This is a genomic window from Thiocystis minor, assembly GCF_016653465.1.
Taxonomy (GTDB): domain Bacteria; phylum Pseudomonadota; class Gammaproteobacteria; order Chromatiales; family Chromatiaceae; genus Chromatium; species Chromatium minus.
The window spans coordinates 71,014-89,580 of sequence record NZ_NHSQ01000090.1; the positions used below are offsets into that span (position 1 = coordinate 71,014).

General features: G+C 62.6%; 15 protein-coding genes. 3 read left to right on the plus strand and 12 right to left on the minus strand.

Going from position 1 to position 18,567, the window contains the following annotated elements; all coding sequences use genetic code 11:
- The first annotated feature begins 121 nt into the window (after nucleotides 1–121).
- Nucleotides 122–1,195: a DUF2333 family protein gene (locus CCR95_RS13140; RefSeq protein ID WP_201095013.1), complete on the plus strand. Its 1,074-nt coding sequence runs from the start codon at nucleotides 122–124 to the stop codon at nucleotides 1,193–1,195.
- Nucleotides 1,196–1,279: 84 nt separating this feature from the next.
- On the opposite strand, the gene cysC is transcribed toward CCR95_RS13140, so the two are convergent.
- The 9 genes from cysC to epmB all read right to left on the minus strand — a co-directional run bounded on the left by cysC (nucleotide 1,280) and on the right by epmB (nucleotide 11,613).
- A complete protein-coding gene (cysC, locus tag CCR95_RS13145) occupies nucleotides 1,280–1,948 on the minus strand; it encodes an adenylyl-sulfate kinase (protein WP_201095014.1) in 669 nt (222 codons plus the stop codon).
- Nucleotides 1,949–2,118: 170 nt separating this feature from the next.
- Nucleotides 2,119–3,993, minus strand: a complete 1,875-nt coding sequence (locus tag CCR95_RS13150; protein ID WP_201095015.1) for a V-type ATP synthase subunit A — start codon at nucleotides 3,991–3,993, stop codon at nucleotides 2,119–2,121.
- 2 nt (nucleotides 3,994–3,995) lie between these two features.
- The gene (locus CCR95_RS13155) at nucleotides 3,996–4,685 is read right to left on the minus strand and encodes a DUF2764 family protein (protein WP_201095017.1); all 690 of its coding nucleotides are present in this window, start codon (nucleotides 4,683–4,685) and stop codon (nucleotides 3,996–3,998) included.
- A gap of 13 nt (nucleotides 4,686–4,698) precedes the next feature.
- Nucleotides 4,699–5,403, minus strand: coding sequence for a hypothetical protein (locus tag CCR95_RS13160; RefSeq protein ID WP_242523225.1), 705 nt, complete (start codon nucleotides 5,401–5,403; stop codon nucleotides 4,699–4,701).
- A gap of 18 nt (nucleotides 5,404–5,421) precedes the next feature.
- The gene (locus CCR95_RS13165) at nucleotides 5,422–5,868 is read right to left on the minus strand and encodes an ATP synthase subunit C (protein WP_201095019.1); all 447 of its coding nucleotides are present in this window, start codon (nucleotides 5,866–5,868) and stop codon (nucleotides 5,422–5,424) included.
- On the minus strand, nucleotides 5,865–7,670 hold the full coding sequence (locus tag CCR95_RS13170) for a V-type ATP synthase subunit I (RefSeq protein WP_201095021.1): 1,806 nt from the start codon (nucleotides 7,668–7,670) through the stop codon (nucleotides 5,865–5,867). The genes CCR95_RS13165 and CCR95_RS13170 overlap by 4 nt, the downstream gene beginning before the upstream one ends.
- Entirely contained in the window at nucleotides 7,667–8,272 is a 606-nt protein-coding gene (locus tag CCR95_RS13175) for a V-type ATP synthase subunit D (protein ID WP_201095023.1), read from the minus strand. The genes CCR95_RS13170 and CCR95_RS13175 overlap by 4 nt, the downstream gene beginning before the upstream one ends.
- Nucleotides 8,273–8,377: 105 nt before the next feature.
- A complete protein-coding gene (locus CCR95_RS13180) occupies nucleotides 8,378–10,459 on the minus strand; it encodes an EAL domain-containing protein (protein WP_201095025.1) in 2,082 nt (693 codons plus the stop codon).
- 113 nt (nucleotides 10,460–10,572) lie between these two features.
- Nucleotides 10,573–11,613, minus strand: coding sequence for an EF-P beta-lysylation protein EpmB (epmB, locus tag CCR95_RS13185; RefSeq protein ID WP_201095027.1), 1,041 nt, complete (start codon nucleotides 11,611–11,613; stop codon nucleotides 10,573–10,575).
- Nucleotides 11,614–11,647: 34 nt separating this feature from the next.
- Here epmB and efp point away from each other — a divergent pair, with 34 nt between their 5' ends.
- Together efp and epmA are read left to right on the plus strand one after the other, a co-directional pair.
- On the plus strand, nucleotides 11,648–12,220 hold the full coding sequence (efp, locus tag CCR95_RS13190) for an elongation factor P (RefSeq protein ID WP_201095029.1): 573 nt from the start codon (nucleotides 11,648–11,650) through the stop codon (nucleotides 12,218–12,220).
- 93 nt (nucleotides 12,221–12,313) lie between these two features.
- Nucleotides 12,314–13,294: an EF-P lysine aminoacylase EpmA gene (epmA, locus tag CCR95_RS13195; protein ID WP_201095031.1), complete on the plus strand. Its 981-nt coding sequence runs from the start codon at nucleotides 12,314–12,316 to the stop codon at nucleotides 13,292–13,294.
- A 279-nt stretch (nucleotides 13,295–13,573) separates the two neighbouring features.
- On the opposite strand, the gene CCR95_RS13200 is transcribed toward epmA, so the two are convergent.
- From CCR95_RS13200 to CCR95_RS13210, 3 genes are all read right to left on the minus strand, one after another.
- Nucleotides 13,574–14,938 carry a DUF4139 domain-containing protein gene (locus CCR95_RS13200; RefSeq protein WP_242523226.1) on the minus strand — a complete coding sequence of 455 codons (1,365 nt, stop codon included), beginning with the start codon at nucleotides 14,936–14,938 and terminating at the stop codon, nucleotides 13,574–13,576.
- 342 nt (nucleotides 14,939–15,280) lie between these two features.
- A complete protein-coding gene (locus CCR95_RS13205) occupies nucleotides 15,281–15,544 on the minus strand; it encodes a CCDC90 family protein (protein ID WP_201095034.1) in 264 nt (87 codons plus the stop codon).
- A gap of 224 nt (nucleotides 15,545–15,768) precedes the next feature.
- Nucleotides 15,769–18,342: an EAL domain-containing protein gene (locus CCR95_RS13210; protein WP_201095036.1), complete on the minus strand. Its 2,574-nt coding sequence runs from the start codon at nucleotides 18,340–18,342 to the stop codon at nucleotides 15,769–15,771.
- Between the last annotated feature and the right edge of the window lie 225 nt (nucleotides 18,343–18,567).

Consider the following 18,567-nt stretch of genomic DNA (forward strand, 5'->3'; position numbering starts at 1 on the left):
GCATATCGGATCGCCATGGGCTTTCGATGGGCGAAGCTCACTCGACACAAGCGCGTTTATACTGGACGCGATTTTAAATCGGGGGCGGTTTTCGCCCTCGCCAAACAACACGGAGAAAGCGATGGATGTTCATGAATCCCGGAAAAAGCCCGCATTGACCAAGAAGGTCACTCAAGTCGTGACGCTCTACGATCCCCGCGTCTGGAAAGAGAAAGGGTTCTGGTGGACCATTGGTCTGTTCCTGGTCACCTACTTCGTCGTCGTGGCGATCCTGGGGATTGTCTGGTCCCATTCGCCCGCCAGGTTCGATGTGCGCGAACAGGCGTTATCCCTGGTCGATAACGACGCCACCAAACTGGTGACGGGCACCGCCACGGCCGCGACCGCCATCCGCATCGCCGAGACCCTGCTGGACAAGTCGGGCGGTTATCTCACCAATGATATGACCCCGCCGGGGATCTATCTGGACAATATCCCAAACTGGGAATTCGGCGCCTTGACCGAACTGCGCGACCTGTCGGATTCGCTGCGCAATGACTTCAGTCGCGCCCAGTCCCAATCGGCCGAGGACAAGGATCTCCAGATCGCACAGCCCCAGTTCAATTACAACTCCGACTCCTGGATCCTGCCATCGACCGAGTCCGAGTATCGCAAGGGCGCGGATGCGCTGTATCGCTACTTCAACCGGCTCACTGACAACAATGCGCTGGACGGGCAGTTTTTCGCGCGCTCCGACAATTTGTCCGTCTATCTTCAGACGGTTGAAAAGCGTCTGGGCAGTCTGGCGCAGCGACTTTCCTATGCGGTCGGTCAGGCCTATTTGAATACGGATCTGGCCGGTGACCCCAGCGCCCGCCAGTCGAAGCCGGCTCCGGAACAAGCGAGCACCAAAACGCCCTGGCTCCAGATCGACGACATCTTTTTCGAGGCGCGTGGCTATACCTGGGCGCTGTTGCACACCTTGCAGGCGCTGGAGATTGATTTTGAGTCCGTGCTCAAGGACAAGAATGCGCTGGTGTCGCTGAAGCAGATCGCCCGCGAGTTGCAGAACACCCAGAATCCGATCTGGAGCCCGATGATTCTCAATGGCACCGGCTTCGGGCCGATGGGCAATCACTCGCTGGTGATGGCGTCCTACATTTCGCGGGCCAATGCCGCGATCGCCGATCTGCGCGCGTTGTTGCAGCAGGGTTAATCACGTTCAACAATCGCCGACATGCTTGGCGACGGGGGACGGGCGAGACGCCCGCCCCCAATGTTTCACTGGTTTTTCAACCGTTCAGTCTGTCCTCGCCCGAGCAACGATACCCTGAATTTGAAGATACTCGATGACTTCGTCGGCGAGGATTTCCGGGTTTTTCTCGCCGGCATAGAGGGTCAACTCTGGCGCGACGGGTGCCTCGTAGGGATCGTCGATGCCGGTAAAACCCTTGATTTCACCGGCGCGGGCCTTCTTATAGAGTCCCTTGGGGTCGCGCGTTTCGCAGATCTCGATCGGGGTATCGACGAAGACCTCGATGAATTCGCCTTCCTTCATGGTTTGCCGAACCATCTCCCGATCCCTTCGATAGGGACTGATAAAGGCCGTCAGGGTAATGATGCCCGCCTCCGCGAAGAGTTGCGCCACGGCCCCGATGCGCCGGATGTTTTCTTCCCGATCGATGGCGGAAAAACCCAGTCCGAAGCGCTGCGCGAACGCCTCGCCATGGTTCTCCTTGAGCATGCCAGGTCCGGCATTGAGCGCATGGCGGACGTTATCGCCATCGAGCACGGCGCTATGGATGCGGTTTCCATGCAGCCGATGGTCGAGTGTGTTGGCGATCGTGCTTTTGCCGGAGCCGCTGAGGCCGGTGAACCAGATCACGCAGCCCTTGTGACCATACATTTCTTCGCGATGGGAACGCGAAACCTGGTGTTCGTGCCATGTAACATTCGTGTCATTTGCCATAAGTCTGTCTCGTTTTCATCCTTTGGTCGTATAAAAAACCATTAGCCAATGGCGATGTACTCTGAAGAAAAACCGTGGTTTACCACAGCGATGGTACGGTGGCCTCATGAAGTCGTATTCACGCGACGAAAGTTCAAGAGTCACTGCCAGCGCGTCAAGCCAGGAGAGGATCAACCCGACGTCGCTTCATGCTTGACGGTTGACGCTAGCGGAACACTCTCGGCAAGGACCGTGATTTCGCCCAGCAGACGCTTAAAATCGGGGGAGTCGGATACAGAGTAGTTGAAATTTTTAAACAGATTGGTCACCCGCGTAAAAAACTGACGCGCGGCGGCCTTGTCGGCAAGCGAGTGGTCGCGCCCGATCAGTCGGTACAGCAGGTTGAAGGTCAATTGCTGGCGTTCCATCGGCACCGAGGCGTCGACCTTGTCGAAGGCGTCCTGTTGCAGATACACCATATCCAGCAGTAGCGCCTGCTGAAAAACGACATAGTCCTCGGTCGTAATCCCTTCCTCGCCCGTGACCTGCATCATCTGCTGCACGGCGTCGCCGCGCGCCAGGAGATCCTGCATGGCGCGCACCCGCTCGTTCCAGCTCGGATCCAGGTTTCGGGCATACCAGGGGGCGAGCTGTTCCAGATAGCGCGACCAGGAAATGAGCGGGTCGATGGCGGGGTAGAAACGTTTGTAGGCGCGGTCATAGGAGAGTCCGAGGAAGCATTTGACCGTGCCCAGGGTCGATTGGGTGACGGGTTCCTCGAAGTTGCCGCCGGCCGGGGAGACGCTGCCGATCATGGTCAGGCTGCCCACCGCGCCGTCGGCGCCCCGGATCACGCCGGAGCGTTCGTAGAGTCCGCGAATGGCCGAATCCAGATAGGCGGGGAATGCTTCCTCGCCGGGGATTTCCTCCAGCCGCCCGGAGGTCTCGCGCATCGCCTGCGCCCAGCGCGAGGTGGAGTCGGCCAGCAGCAGCACCTCAAAGCCCATCTGACGGTAATACTCGCCGAGCGTGATGCCGGTATAGATGGACGCCTCGCGCGAGGCGACCGGCATGGACGAGGTGTTGCAGATGATGATGGTGCGGTCCATCAGCGAGCCGCCGGTCTTGGGGTCGCGCAGTTGCGGGAACTCGGTAATGGTTTCCACCACCTCGCCGGCGCGCTCGCCGCAGGCAACCACGATGACAATGTCGACGCCCGCATGCTTGGCTAACAGATGCTGCAACACGGTCTTGCCGGCACCGAAGGGGCCAGGGATACAGCCGGTGCCGCCGCGCGCCACCGGAAAGAAGGTGTCGATCAGACGGATGGTGGTCGTCAGCGGTTGGTCGGGATAGAGACGCTCGGCGGTGCGCGTGCGCAGCATATGCTCGGTCAGCACCCGACGCACCGGCCAGCGCTGGGTCAGGTCGAGCGAGGTTTCATGACCCCGGTGATCGCGGATACGGGCCACCGGGGTATCGACGGTGACGCTGCCTTCCTGGATCCAAGTGATCTCGACCTCGCCGGCCTGATCGAAGGGCACCATGATTTTGTGCGTGAACAGCCCCTCCTGCACGGTGCCGAGTACCCCGCCCGCGCGCAGTCTGGCGCCGTGTTGCACGCCGGGCACAAACGACCACTTGCGGTGCATGTCCAGCGCGTCGAGGTCGATGCCGCGCGGCAGAAAGACGCCATGTTGAATCGCGAGCTTTTCCAGCGGATTCTGCAATCCGTCGTAAATCTCGCCGAGCAGTCCCGGACCCAGGACGACCGACAGCAACTCGCCGCTCTGGCGCACCGGATCGCCGATCGACACCCCGCGAGTATCCTCGAACACTTGGATATCGGCCAGATCGCCGCGGATCCGCAGAATCTCAGATTTCAGTTCCTCGTGCCGGCCATCCGGTCCGGTCCGCTCGGGCAGGATGAACACCACCTCGTTCTTTTTCAGCGGCAGGCGCGCGCCATCCTTCCAGCCGGCCTCGATGGTCGCCAGGCTTTCCTGGATGGAGACGATACGGGCCGGGCTGTCGGGTTGAGTCTGCATTGCAGGTTCGGATGTCATGGTCACGGTTCCGTGATGGGGTCGAGTGCGATCGGGGTCATTCCGGCCGCGACCAGTTCGTCAAAGCGCTGGACCGCCGCCTCGCCGCGATAACCGGTCCAGCGGGCAATCAGATCCCAGCGCGTGACATAGATCACGACCGCCTCGAAATCGAAATAATGTCCGTCGCTGAGGCGTTCCAGACGATTCCAGACGGTGCCGAGCAACAGCCGCTCCAGTCCGACGGCGTCCTCCAGGGCGAGCAGACGATTGGCCTCGGGGAGCCAGGGAAAGGCGCCTTCGAGCCGAAATCCGGGCTCGTGCCAGTGACGCCGGATCTGCGCCACCCAGCGGCCGAAGCCCCAGCGGTTGTCGTTCGGCGCGGCATCGCCGCGCCGGCGGCGGCGCAGCGCCGCGACCAGGGTGCGTAATTCCAGCCGCCAGATCACCAGATTGCGCGCGAAGGGATGGGCGATGGTCGGGACGAGCCGGTTGGCCCGCGCGACGGCTTGCGTGTCGGTTTGATCCAGATCCTGCCGCGCCCAATCCTGTAGCTCGCCGAGGGTTTGCAGACACGCGAAGTCCTCCGGTTCCAGCAGGGCCAGGCGTTGATTCAAGCGGATACGCGACAGGGGCGTCTGTTTGGCGCTGAAGAGCGGCCCGTGATAGGGCAGGGCGCTCAACAGCATGGCGTAACGATGGGCGTCGGTCACGATCCTGGGCTCCTTATTTCACCGTGCCTTCAAGGATGGCGCGAAAACGCGGTTGCAGGTGCGCGAGCAGGATGGCCGCGACCTTGTCGTCGGTGAGATCGATCTGCACGTCCTTGTTCTTGAGCGAGAGCCGGATGCCGCGCGATTCCTGTTGGTCGACCGCGAAGGTGACGCCAGCGGCCAGGATGTTGCCGGCCAGCGACAGCACGAAATGCGAGAGCGAGCCTTCGCGCAGTTCCAGCGGGTCGCGTCGCAATTCCTCCGGACTGATCAGCGCCTTCGGAAGCTGGATCTCGACCGCCTGTCCGGCATCGAGCCCAGCCTCGGCGCGACCTTTGGCGGCGACTTCCAGGATCAGGCGTTCGAGAAAGGCTTGCTGTTCCATTTCCGCCGAGATCAGCCGTTTGACCTCGTCGCTGAAACGATCCGAGAGTTCCGCCTTCAGACGCAGCACGGTATCGCGCATGGCGATCCGCAGCGCTTCTTCGCCGCCCTTTCTGAGCGTCTCAGCCTGCTGGCTCGCGGTCTCGACAATCTGTTGCGCGCGCGTCTCGGCTTCGCGCACGATCCGCGCCGCCTGTCGCTTCGCCTCAGCCTCGATGCGCTCCGCCTCCGAGCGACCGGCCAGGACGCCTTCGTCGCGCAACCGCTCGATCAAGGTCTCGACGCCCGAGGACGCCAGATCCTGAGTCGCTTTTCGGTCCAGTGTCGCCATCATGTCTGCTCCCCTGTCCGGTCAGCCCGGAATATTGCCGGCCAGCACCAGCGCGAAGACGAAGGCGAAGACCGCGAAGCCCTCGACGATGGCCGCCGGTGCCAGCGACAGGCCGAAGATCTCGGGCTTGGTCTTGCTGGCATGGATGGCCGAGGCGCATGCCTGACCCTGGCGCATCGCCGAGAACATGAGCGCCAGACCGCAGAGGATGCCGATCCCGAACAGCGCGGGCGCATTCTCCGGGGTCACGTCGCGTTGCAGGGTGAACATGACGACGATGCCATAGATGACCTGCGAGGAGGGCATCACCGAGACGCCGATATAACGGCCATAGCCCGAGTCGGTATCGACCATGGCCCCGATCGCCGCCTGACCGGCCACCGCGCAGCCGATGATGCTGCCGATGGCCGCCAGGGCCATGGCGCCGTACAGCCCCGCCCAACCCAGGGCAATCACGAACTCGTTCATTCGTTTAACTCCGCTTTTTTGAAAGGCTTGAAGGGATAGCCCTCGCCGGCGAGGGCCCAGTTATAGAATTCGATGAAATTCAGCCGCAGACCGTGCACCACGCCGCTCATCAGACTGAGCACCAAATTGAGCGCATGTCCGACCAGCAGAATGAGCAGCGCGAGAAAGAGCCCCAGGCCGGGGATGTCCGCCGCTACCTGGCGCGCCAGATCGTTGAAAGTGATGGCGAGCGAGGCCGAGGCCAGACCCAGCGCGAAGAGGCGCAGATAGGACAGGACATCGCCGAAGACCTGCGTGACCTTGACCAGTTGCGCCAGACCGTCGAGCCCCCGCAGGGCGACCGCCTTGAGGCTGTCCGGGCGACGGTCGCTGCCCAGGAGAAAGACGCCCGCGAGTCCGCCGATCGTCAGCGCCTGACCGGATTGGGCCAGCCAGACCGGCGCGCCGTCGTCGCTGCCGAGCCAGAGCGCGAAACCGCCGATCAGGGTCGCGATCCAACCCAGGGCGGCCCGCCCGCTCGCGCGTCCGCGGTTGATCGCCGCCATCTCCGCGTTGGCGAGGATCAGATGCAGTACGCCGATCCCGACCGAAATCTTCATCATGCTGTCGAAATCGTTGACATCCAGCAGCTTGAGATGTCCCCAGAGGCTCTCGGGTGCGGGCGAGACGCCGAAATAGCTGCCGACCAGGATCCCCCAGCCCAGCGAGGCGCCGGTCAGGGCGGCGGCCAGGATGCGCAGTCGACGCCCCAGATCGCCACGCCCGAGCCGGCGCCAGTAAGCAGCGAGCAGCGCACCCAGCACCAGCGCGTAACCGGCATCGGAGAGGATCAGGGCGAAAAAGGCGGTGAAGGAAAAAAACAGCACCCGCGAGGGATCCCAGGCGCGATAGGCCGGCATCTGATAGAAACCGACCAGATCCTGCCCGGCGGCGATCGGCGCGGGATTCTCCAGCAGGGTTGGCGGCGCATCCTCCGGGCCGGGCGGCTCCAGGATCATGGCCAGACCCAGTTCATCGGTCAGCGCGCGGACACCCTCGGTATCGCGCTCGGCGAGCCAGCCCTGGACCAGAAACAGCGACTCGTCGTCCAGGGTTTGGCTGTGCGCGAAGCGCATCCGGGCCTCGTCCTCGGCCTGCGCCAGATGACTCGACAGCAGATAGATCCAGCGGGTGAGCGCGTGTCGCTCGGCCTGGACCTCCTCGATCTCCAGTTCGGCGGATTCCAGGCGTCGGCGCACCTCGGTCAGACTGAGCGCGCCGGTGTGGGCGCGCGGCACCGGGAGTGCGTCGCGGGGCGGTTCGTCCGGATGAATCACGACCACCCAGGATTGCCGATGGTCGCGATGCACCGCTTGCCAGGGCAGATCGAGTTCGGCCAGGTCAGGCATCTGGCGCTGCGGAACGATATAGAACCAGAGCTTGCGTCCCGCGAGATCGGCGGGCGAGGGCAGTTCGAAGTCTCCCCAGGGTTCCAGTTCGATCAGGCGCTGACGCAGGGCGTCGCGGCGGTCGCTCACGTCGCGCAGACGCTGCTGGTTGTCCAGCACAGTCTGGATGGTGCGGTCGATGTCGAAGGCGGGATCCGTGCGTACCTGACGGCGTTTCTCCGGCAGGTCGCGCAGGTAGCGCAGCGCCTTGATGGCCTCGACCGCGTGCGCCGGCGGCGTGCGCTCCGGTTCTGCGGGCGCCGGACCGAGCGGCAGCAGATGCAGACAGCCGAGCGTCTGGAGCCGTTCCAGGACGGCGTCTTTCTCCCGGGCGAGACCGGCGAGGGTCAGTCGGTTCAGGGTGAGGATGCTCATGCCAGACCCTCGCGCAGACGCTTGCCCTTGGCGATCTTGGAGCGCACCACGGCGGTCCGCTCGGCATCGGAGAGGGCGATGCGAATCCGTTTGATGTTCGCCTGGGTGCGCGGTATCAGCACCTTCTCGAACAGATTGACGCGCTGCGTGACCTTGCGCACGGCCTCTTCCAGCAGTTCGACCCGGCGCGTCTGAAGCGCCACGCGCGCGTGCAGTTCGAGCATCCGCGACCAGGCGTCCACCAGCCGATCGACCCAGTGCGGCCGGCTCAGGAAACCGTAGTCGCGCCGTTCCAGATCCACCCCGAGCAGCAGCGGCAGCCGTGTCCCCATGATGTTTTCCTGCCCCAGGCGCACCCCGCGCAGTTTCACCAGACCGTCGAGCGCGATGTCGCGGTTGGCGAGCATGGGCAACTTTTGTTGAACCTCGTCGCGCAGGGCGATCATGCTTTCCTGGATGCGTTCCTGCTCGGCCAGCGCCTTGGCACGCTCGGCCATCAGTTGCTTGCGCTTCAGATCGAGCGCGGGCAAAAACCGCTCGAAGGTCTGAAGCTGGCGCGTCTCCCGGGTCAGTGACGATTTACTCAGACTCAGGCGGGTCATGGTGGCGCAACCTCATCGGCGATGGAAGCCATATTTCGCTCGTGCGGATTTCGTTATGAAATCGATGAAGCGGACATCTCGATATCCAGATTCGATCTCAGGGATTCATGCTTGCATTTCGAGCGTCGGCGAGGGGCGTTGCAGGAAATTGCCCTGAACATAGTCGACTCCGGCGGTCCAGAGAACGGTGAGTGCGCGCGCATCCTCAACCCCGGTGACGATGCTTTTGACGTTGAATTCGCGCGCGAGGGTGGCAAGCGCGATGAGTTGCTGTTGCTTGGCTGGATCGTCCGCCAGTTCATGGGCGAAGTTTGTCTGTAACAGCACATAGTCCAGGGTCAGACCCTGGAGCAAAAGTTCAGGTCGCTCGACCGCGCCGAATCGGTTGACCGCGACGCGACATTTGATTTTTCTGAGCGTTTCGATCAGTTTGCCGATACTTGCCAGATTGCCGACGACCAATTCCTCCTGGAACTGGAACGTCAGCCAGTTGCCGCGAACGTCGAATTCGCGCAGACAATCGCAGATCCACAGAATCGTGTTGGGATTGCGAAACGTGTCCTCGGACAGATTGATGAATAAACTGATGTTATGCCCGGCTCGACGTTGTTCGCCGATGATCTGGATCGCCGCGCGGATGGCCCATTGGTCGATCCGTTCGATCAGTCCGGCGCGGATCGCGGGGCCAATGAAATCCTTGGCTTCATAGAGATTTTCTTCCTCGTCGAGCAGGCGAATCAGAACGCTGTAGTTCTCCTGGTTATCTCCCATGAGACTGATGATGGGCTGATAGACGAGCTTGAGCCGATCATGCTGCAGCGCGGATTCGATCTTGCGCGTCATGGACGCATCATTGTCCTCCGCCCCTTGCTTGGCACGCGCGGCCAGCGATGTTCCCGATTCCAGGCCCGACGTTTTCGCTTGACCGGCGAATTCATGACCGATGCAGAGCCGATGGGCGGCATTGAGAATGTCTTCCGCGGCCGCAGCCCGATCCCTGACCAGGTAATAGCCGATCTCGCAGTCGGCGCCAGCGCGCTCTCTGGCGGCGGGGCCAGGCAGGCGGGCTGTCGATTTGATGTGCTCGGCCAATGCCTTCGATTCGAACTCGCCCAGGCTGTCGACGATCAGTCCGAAACCGTCATCGTTCACCCGCGCCAGAAAACCGCGATCGGCCACAATGGAGGTGAGAACGGTCTCGAAATCATTGAGTTTTTTGAGGCCCTGGATGAGTCCCAGATCGTGGAGCAATTGCGTGCTTTGGTTGACGCGGATATAGAAGATCGCGAATGGCCGTTTGACCATGCGTTCGCTGTCGAGATGATTGTCAATCTCGGCCAGCAGGCGCGCGAGCTCTGTTTCAACGCGGCTGGATCGCGCCTGGGGCGTGTCGGACGGCGCCTTGGCGGCGCCGTCGATAGCGCTCAGGATCAGCCGGAGACAGGGCTCGTTATCGGCTTCGGACGGCGCGGCGAGCAGCCGCGCCTGGAACTGTCTGTCATCGGTCCGCCGGCAGGTCACGGTGATCTCTAATGGCTCGCCCAGAGCGGAGGCGTCGCCGCCGCGCAGAACCTCGCGGATCTGCTTTTGTTGTTCGGGAATGAAGAGATCGAGAAAGGGGGTCGCTTGCAGTTCGTCGAGGTCGGCGTAGCCGAACAGGTTGAGGTAGGCCGGATTGGCATCGAGATGCAGGCCGTCCTGGACGAAGGCGACACCCGCGCTGGTGACCGCGATGAGTTCGCGGTCACGCTGTTCGCAGAGCCGCAGGCGTTCGTTCAGCGCGCTGGCCGCCCGCCGTTTCAGCAGATCGGTGAATTCGCGCAAGACCGCGAACTTCAGGTGTTCGTTGTCGTTGCGCCGGAGCAGATCCCGCGCGCCTGCCCGTCGCGCCTTGATCAGGTCGCCGGCATGACTGTCGGCTTCGCCGATCACGAGGAGCGGGATATCGCCTTCCAGTTTGCGATACGCGGCGAACAGGCCGTCAAGATCCACGTTGCGGTCATAGCCGCAACCGAGAATCATGTCGCAGGCGCGTTGCGCGATCACTTCCTCAAGGCGCTCCGCATGCGGAATCGCGACACTTTTCGCCGCGAAACCGTCCTCGCGCAAGATGCCGATCAGCCGTTCGGCTTCGGTTGTCTCGGAGGTGATGAACAGCAGGGTGGCGGTTTGATTTTGCACGGACATCCTGAGGTGTCGGCGGAAGCGGATAAATCAAGGATGACTGATTATCGGCCTTTGCGCGTGATTTGTGAAAGAGAATAAGGCGCGAGACGCAGGCACGAGAATTCTTTGCCGATTCAGAAAATGGGTCTTTTCGAGCCGGCTCCCGGTACTTCGCGAACCAGTTGCGGAACCAGATAACCGGGTAGCTGTTCGCGCAGAGACGCGATCAGCTCGGTTGCGCATGCGTCGGTGACCTGGAAATGCGCCGCGCCCGCCACGGGATCGAGCTGATGGAGATAATAGGGCAGGGCACCGCATTGGAACAGCCGTTCGCTGAGCTGGCGTAGGGTCGTGCTGTCGTCGTTGACCGCCCGCAACAGGACGCTTTGATTCAGGGCGGTCACCCCGGCGCGTCGCAGTCGTTGCACCGCCTGCTCGGCCGCCGGTCCCAACTCATTGGGATGATTGGCATGAATGACCACCACGGGAGTCAGACGCGAGCCGCTGAGGATCGCGCAGAGCCGTTCCGTCACCCGGTTCGGCAGCACGACCGCGAGTCGGGTGTGGATGCGCAGGCGGCGCAGATGCCCGATGCCATTGAGTTCGGCGATGAGCCTCTCAAGCGACCGGTCGTCGCGCATCAAGGGGTCGCCGCCGCTCAGGATCACCTCGGACAGTGACGGGTCCGCCGCGATCCGGGCGAGTGCGGAGGCATCGCGCACCGCCGCGGACCCCATGGCGGCATACGGGAAATGTCTGCGGAAACAATAGCGGCAATGGATCGCGCAGGCGCCGGTGGCGATCAGCAGCGCTCTCCCCGCGTATTTTTGCAGCAGACCGTGACCGCGATCGGCGGCGGCATCGCCGACCGGGTCGTTGATATAGTCGTCGCTTCCCGCCCGTTCGGCGACCCGCGGCAGCACCTGTCGGAGCAGGGGGTCATTGGGATCGCCGGGGCGCATCAGCGCGGCGAATGCGTGCGGAACCAGCAGGCGGAAGGCGAGCGGGGAGGTCCGGTCGAGATCCGGGAGATCCTTGCCATCGAGACCGAGCGCATCGAGCAGGGCCGCGACCTCGGTAAAGGACGCGGCGAGGGCCTGCTTCCAGGCGGCGGTCTCGCCAGAGGCGATCCGCTCGGCATCGCTCTGACAAGCGGCGGGGCTTCGCGTTACCATTGCACGGTTTAGTTTCACAGAAAACGAGGATGGCATGGCTTTTTACAGTACCAGTGAATTCAAGGGCGGACTCAAGATCATGCTGGACGGGGATCCGTACAACATCGTCGAGAACGAGTTCGTCAAGCCCGGCAAGGGGCAAGCCTTCAATCGGGTGCGAGTGCGCAATCTGAAGACCGGGCGAACCGTGGAAAAGACCTTCAAGTCGGGCGATACCGTCGAGGCGGCCGACGTCCATGATACGGAGATGCAGTATCTCTACAACGACGGCGAAGAATGGCACTTCATGGATCCCGAGAGCTTCGAGCAGATGACCGCCGACGCGAACGCGGTCGGCGAGGCCGCGAAGTGGATCAAGGATAACGATGTCTGCAAGGTGACCCTCTGGAACGGTGCCCCGCTGGCGGTCGATCCTCCCAATTTCGTGGTCTTGCAGATCGTCGAAACCGATCCGGGCCTCAAGGGTGATACCTCGGGCGGCGGCGGTAAGCCGGCCACGCTGGAGACCGGCGCCGTGGTACGCGTCCCCTTGTTCGTCCAGTCGGGCGAATCCATCAAGGTCGATACCCGCACCGGAGAATACGTCTCGCGCGTCAAAGACGCCTGAACCGCGACCATCCGGGGCCGCCGACGGGTTGTCGGCGCGCGCACGCCCCTGGGGTAACGATCGACTGGCGGCTGCGCCGTCCAATTCAGAGCAATGCCTCCCGACCATCTCCCGAACGACTGGCGCCCCAGCGCCGAACTCGCCATGATCCAGGCCCGCGCGGACCTTTTTGCGCGTCTACGCGCCTTTTTCGCGGCCGCGGGCGTCCTGGAAGTCGAGACGCCGATCCTCTCCCAGGCGGCGGTCACCGATCCGGCGCTGGCCAGCCTGTCCGTCGGCGGTGTCGGGCCGGCGCGCTCGCTGTATCTCCAGACCTCGCCCGAATTCCCGATGAAACGCCTGCTGGCCGCGGGTAGCGGTCCCATCTATCAGATCTGCAAGGTCTTCCGCGACGATGAGCGCGGCCGTTTGCACCACCCCGAATTCAGTCTGCTGGAATGGTACCGTCCCGGCTGGGATCCGTGGCGACTCATGGACGAAGTGGCCGAGCTGACGCGCGTGGCGTTGCAACGTCCGACGCTGCCCGTCGAACGGATCGCCTATCGCGAGTTGTTTCTGCAACGTCTGCATCTGGACCCTTGGTCCGCGACCGTCGAGGATCTGCGCGGCGCGGCGCTGGCGGCTGGAATCGCCGATGCGGCCAGTCTGGATTTGGACGCGGACGCCTGGCTCGATCTGCTCCTGACCCACTGTCTGGAAGCTGGTCTGGGCCGCGACGGCATGACTTTTTTGGTCGACTATCCGCCCAGTCAGGCGGCGCTGGCGCGCATCCGCCCCGGCCCCATCCCGGTCGCCGAGCGTTTCGAGCTGTATCTCGAAGGGGTCGAACTGGCCAACGGCTTTCAAGAACTCACGGATGCCGTCGAGCAGCGGGCGCGCTTTCAGGCCGATCTGGCGCAACGGCGGCGCCGGGGGCAGTCCGAACCGCCGCTTGACGAACGGCTGCTCGCGGCGTTGGCGGCCGGGATGCCGGAGTGCTCGGGCGTGGCGCTGGGGCTGGACCGGCTGTTGATGATGGCAACCGGCGTCGACCGCATCGACGGCGTGCTCGCGTTTCCGGTGGAGCGGGCTTGATCCCTAATACAACAGTCGAACCGCAAAGGCGCAAAGTAAACAAAGCAAAACAAGATTCGACTGCTCTTAAACCGCGTCCAGTGCGGTATGCGATGTTTTTGGATTGGATTAACCTTGGCCGCATCTAGGATAGTCGGAGCGGACGCGGTTTAAGAGATTAAAAAAGATAAAATTTTAAACCGCGTCTCTTGTGAGGCTGGTGAAATCCCCAGCGCCAAACACAAACTGAAAATTACGCATATCGCGCTGGACGCGGTTTAATTTCGGTTTACGGCAACTTTAATGCCGAATTCGTGCCCGCCAGCTCAGCGTTGTCGAACCGTCCGCGGGGATCTCGATCCGCCAGGACGCCAGGTTGAATGCCTCCTTGGTGTGCGGCTGGCTCTCCTTGACCATCTCCCAATCGCCGGGAATGGTTTCGATCGCCTTGACCGTCACCGCTTCGGGCTTGGCGTTCTTGAGTTCCAGTTCGAAGGCCGCTTCATAGGCGTAATCATAGGCCGTGGAGCCGCCCAGCTTCTTGAAGCCGGTCTGTTTGCGGCGCGCGGTGACATCGAAGCTCTCGCCAAGTTTGAGAACGACCGTCTCGTTTTTCGGGGTGTGGTCGATGGCGTCCTCGCCGATGAACTGGGCGTTGCCGCGACTGTCTTTCGAATAGACCCGAATCACGCCCTTGGGCAGCGGAATCCCCAGACTGCCATCCCGGTTGACGAACTTCAGCGTGGACGCGACCGGTAGCTTGGTCCAGCCATCCCCCGTTTGCGTCTGGTAGGCGTAGGGTTGTCCCCTGACGATCAACTCCTTGACGAACGGCACCCTGGGCGCCGACAGCAGCGCGACCTGCTTGGTTTGCTGATTCAGAATGTCGGTCGGACGGGGCAGGGTGTAGAGATGGTATTCCGCCAGACTTTCTTCCTCCGGCATGGGCGCCGCCGCGGGCAGGGCCATCGCGCGCGCCATGGGCGGCATCGGCATGACCTCCTGGACCTGATTCACCTCGCCCGCCACCAATTGGACCTGCGCCTTGCGATAGGCGATCCCGCTGTCGTTGGTCAGGGTCACCCAGCCGTTGAGATCCATGGTCTGACCGTCCGGGGCGAGATCGGCCACATAATCCGCTTTCCAGGACAATCCACTGGTCAGATAGGAGAGTTCGAGATTGCCCGTGCCGGCCTGCGCGCTCTCCAGGTGCAGCACGAGGGTCGGCTGATCGCGCAGATTCTCGGGGACATCGGGGAAGGCGAGATGGCCGACCACCGCAGATTCGATGCGGTCGTCATAGCGCAGCACCACGCCGTCGTTGACGGCCAGCACGGTGGCCGTCTCGACGGTCCGCTCGCCGGCATCGTTGGCGCGGATGACCTGGACCGCGCGACCGACGTATTTATTCAGCAGACTGGTGGGCGTGAGCAGGTCGAAGTCGAAATTCTGTTCCAGCAGGCTCAGGGCGAGTTGCCCCGTGGTGTCCTTGAGCAGGGCCGTCTCGGGGCGGATCCGGACCGAAACGGTGCGCCAGGCGAGGCGGTTTTCGCCGGGCTCCAGCGTGACCTTTCGCTGATCCTTGATCAGTGCAAGATCGTCGTTATAGATGGTGACGGCCAGCGCCTGCTGGGCGGTGTCGTCAATGCGTTGTTCCTGGTCCATGGCAGCCCCCGTCGAGGGAAAAAGGATAATGCTCAGCGTGGCGAGCGCAAATCCGCGGACGGCACGGCAACGCCGACGCGGACTGGATTGGAAGAGCGGTTGTCTCGGCATGGCGTTCTCGCTTCATGAATCGGTTGCGCTTTCGCGAAGTCGCATCGTCAGGCTGTTAGAGCGAACGGTGATAGCAAAGCTGAACAGCGATCATCGTCGTTGTCGTTGTCGTTGTCGTTGTCGTTGTCGTTGTCGTTGTCGTTGTCGTTGTCGTTGTCGTTGTCGTTGTCGTTGTCGTCATCGACTCTCCGATGACGACAACGACAACGTCCGCTTTATCGCGCTGTTGCTCTACAGAAGTTTGACCAGCGCCGCCACCGTCGCGATGCTGGCCATCATCATGGCCCCGAGCTTAATGATCAGGCGGTATTCCAGTTCGCGGGTATCCGCTTTGAGCGCGAGTTCCAGCGCGTGCAGATCGGCCTTGGTGGCGAGATCCGCCTCGATATGGGCGGCCCGAAACGCCTCGGCGATCGCCTCGGCCTGGTTCTCCGGTATGCCAGACGCCTTGATGGTGCTGATGAATTTATGGGTGTCGAAGATGATGGTGGTCATGGGCGGTCTCGCGGGACGGTAATGTGGATAAGGCTACGATCATCGATCCGGCCAGTGTTCCGGGGCGGGTGTCCCGCTTCCATGTCGCAGATTGCCTGATGGTGCCAAATGCTTGCTGATGCGCTGTCGTTGTCGTTGTCGTTGATTCGATTACGACAACGACAACGACAACGACAACGAGCGATGGCCGAAACGATGATCGACGCCCCCGAAACCAATCGGAACTACCCAGTCTCGGCGGCTCTCCGAGGTGCGAATTCGTTTTGCGTTTGCCAAAGCATCCTGGCTAACCGCACGCCTTCGTGCGCGGCCGCGCGCAGATCCTCGGTGCGGCAGGGTTTCGTCAGATAGCGGAAGACGCCGCCGCGGTTGATGGCGCCGGACGGGATCGCGGCCTCGCTGGCCGCCGAGAGCATGATGCGCACGATGTCCGGATAGCGTTGGCGTACCTGTTCTAGCAGGGTGATGCCATCCATTCCGGGCAGGCCGTAGTCGGCAATCAGCAGATAGATCTGTTCATGGTCCAGGATCTCCCACACCGCCTCCGCGCAATCGACCGCGAAGATCGTCAGACCCTGATTGGCGAGCTGCGCGCTCAGGAGCCGGCGCTGTACTGGATCGTCCTCGACGATCAGCACGCCCAGTGCCGTCAATTTGATCAACGCGGGCGGCAGCACCGCGCCGGGATCGGCGGCGATCAGACGCGCGAAGTCATCGGCTGGCATGGGTTTGCCGGTGCGATATCCCTGCACGAGATCGCAGCCCAGGCGGTGCAGGAGCGCGATCTGGTCATCCGTCTCGACCCCTTCGGCGACCACGCGGATGCCCAGACCGTGGGCCATGGCGATGGTCGCGCGGACGATCGCCAGGTTGCCCGCGTCCTCAACTAGGTTGTTGACGAAGCCGCGGTCGATCTTGAGGATGTCCACCGGAAAGCCGCTGAGATACGCGAGGCTGGAATAGCCGGTGCCAAAATCGTCCAGGGCCACGGTGACGCCAAGTTTGCGGATGGCGATGAGTTGGCGGCGGGCCTTGTCCGGATCGTCCAGCAGCAGGCTTTCCAGCAGCTCGATCTGAAACAGATGCGGCGCGATCCCGGTCTCGGCCAGTGCGGCGGCAATCTCGTCGGGCAGGGTTTCGCTCGCGAATTGCGGCCCGGCGATATTGATACTCACCTGCTGGGGCGGCAGCGATGCGGCCGACCAGAGGCGCATCTGTTGCAGCGCGGCGCGCAGCACCCACTGCCCGACCGGGTGCACCAGATCGGTGGTCTCGACCAGCGGGATGAAGTCGCCCGGCGAGATCAGCGCACCGTCCGGGCGGCGCCAGCGAATCAGCGCCTCGCTTCCGACGATGGTCGCCGTGGCAAGATCGATCTTCGGTTGATAATGGAGTTCAAACTCGTCCTGTTGCAGCGCCTGACGAAGCTGTTGAAGCAGATGCAGCCGATGGGTGGAGGAGGACGTCATCTCGGGGGTGTAGAAGGCGATGGAGCCCGTGCAGGCTTTCTTGGCCGAATGCAGCGCCGACCCTGCGTCTCTCAGTAATTCGATGGCATCGCGCGCGTCGTCGGGATAGAGCGCGACGCCAATACAGACGGTCATGCACAGTTCGCTGCCATCGAGCAGCGGGAGCGGCGCGCGCAGGCAGTCCTGAAGCCGTCTGGCCTGTTGGGTCGTCCAATCGCGATCGGGCGCGTTTTCCAACACGAGGGTGAACACATCTCCGCTGATGCGCGCCACGATCGTGGCGGGTGGCGAGTTGGCCACGAGCCGACCGGCCAGGGTCTTCAGCACCTGCTCCCAGATCTCATGCCGGTGGGAATCCATGACGTGTTTGAAGCCGTCCAGATCGAGCGTCAGGACGGCGACCCTGGTATTGGCGAAGCCGGCGAAATTGAGCGTCTGGGTCAGGCGTTTGCGCAGCAGGCGCGCATTGGGCAGATTGGTCAGTTGGTCGTGGCCGCTGAGATAGTCGATCTGATGCTGACGGCTCAGGTCGTACCAACTTACCAGCAGCGCATCCTCGTCGTCGAGCGCGACCCGCGACAGGGTGACCTCGACCTGAAAGCGCCCGCCATCGTCTCGCTGGTGCTCCCATTCGAAGCGATGGGTGCCCTGCTGGAGGGTCAGATCGATCAACTGACGGGCCTTGATCGCGGAATCCTGACCGTCGGGCTGGAAGGGCGGAGAGAGATCCTCGGGCGACAGATCGCAGCGTCCATCCTCCAGATCCAGACCGAGCATACGTTGGGCCGCCAGGTTCGCGGACACGAAGCGGCCAGCGCGGATAATCAGCATCCCCTCGCTGGCAGACTCGAACAGGGCGCGGTAGCGGGCATCGCTCTCGCGCAGTGCGCGCTCGACGCGCTTGAGTTCGTCGATATCGTCGACGATCCAGATCACGCCCTTGGATAAATCGGCGGGGACGGCGGTATCGAGCGCCCTGCCCGAGAGCGAGCAGTCAAACGGGCGGCCGTCCCGGCGTCTCAGCTGATATTCGACATGCGGTTGTTCGCGGTTTCTCAGCGGCTCAAAGAAGCGCTTGCCGAAGTCGAGGAAGCGCTCCTCGGACAGATGCAGCGTCCGGACGCTCAGGCCGATCAACTCTGTCGGATTCCGGTAGCCAAGAATCTCGGCGAGACGGGCGTTCGCGCGGGCGATGATGCGCTCGCCGGTCAGGAGCATGATGCCGACGAAGGCGTTATCGAAGATGGCCTGGAGTTGAGCCTCGCTCTCGCGCAGGCGATCCTCGGCCGTTTGTCCGCGGGCGTTGTCGTTCAGACGCTGTTTCTCCATAACCCATCCGTGTTGTTTGGCGGCTTCGATCATCGATCTGGCCAGTGTTCCGGGGGGCTGGTGTCCCGCCCCTATGCCCCAAATTGCTTGAAGGCGCCAAATGCTTGCAGATGCGTCAATGTTGTCGTTGTCGTTGTCGTTGTCGTTGTCGTTGTCGTTGTCGTAATCGGATCAACGAGGCTTCGATCATCGATCCGGCCAGTGTTCCGGGGGCGGGTATCCCGC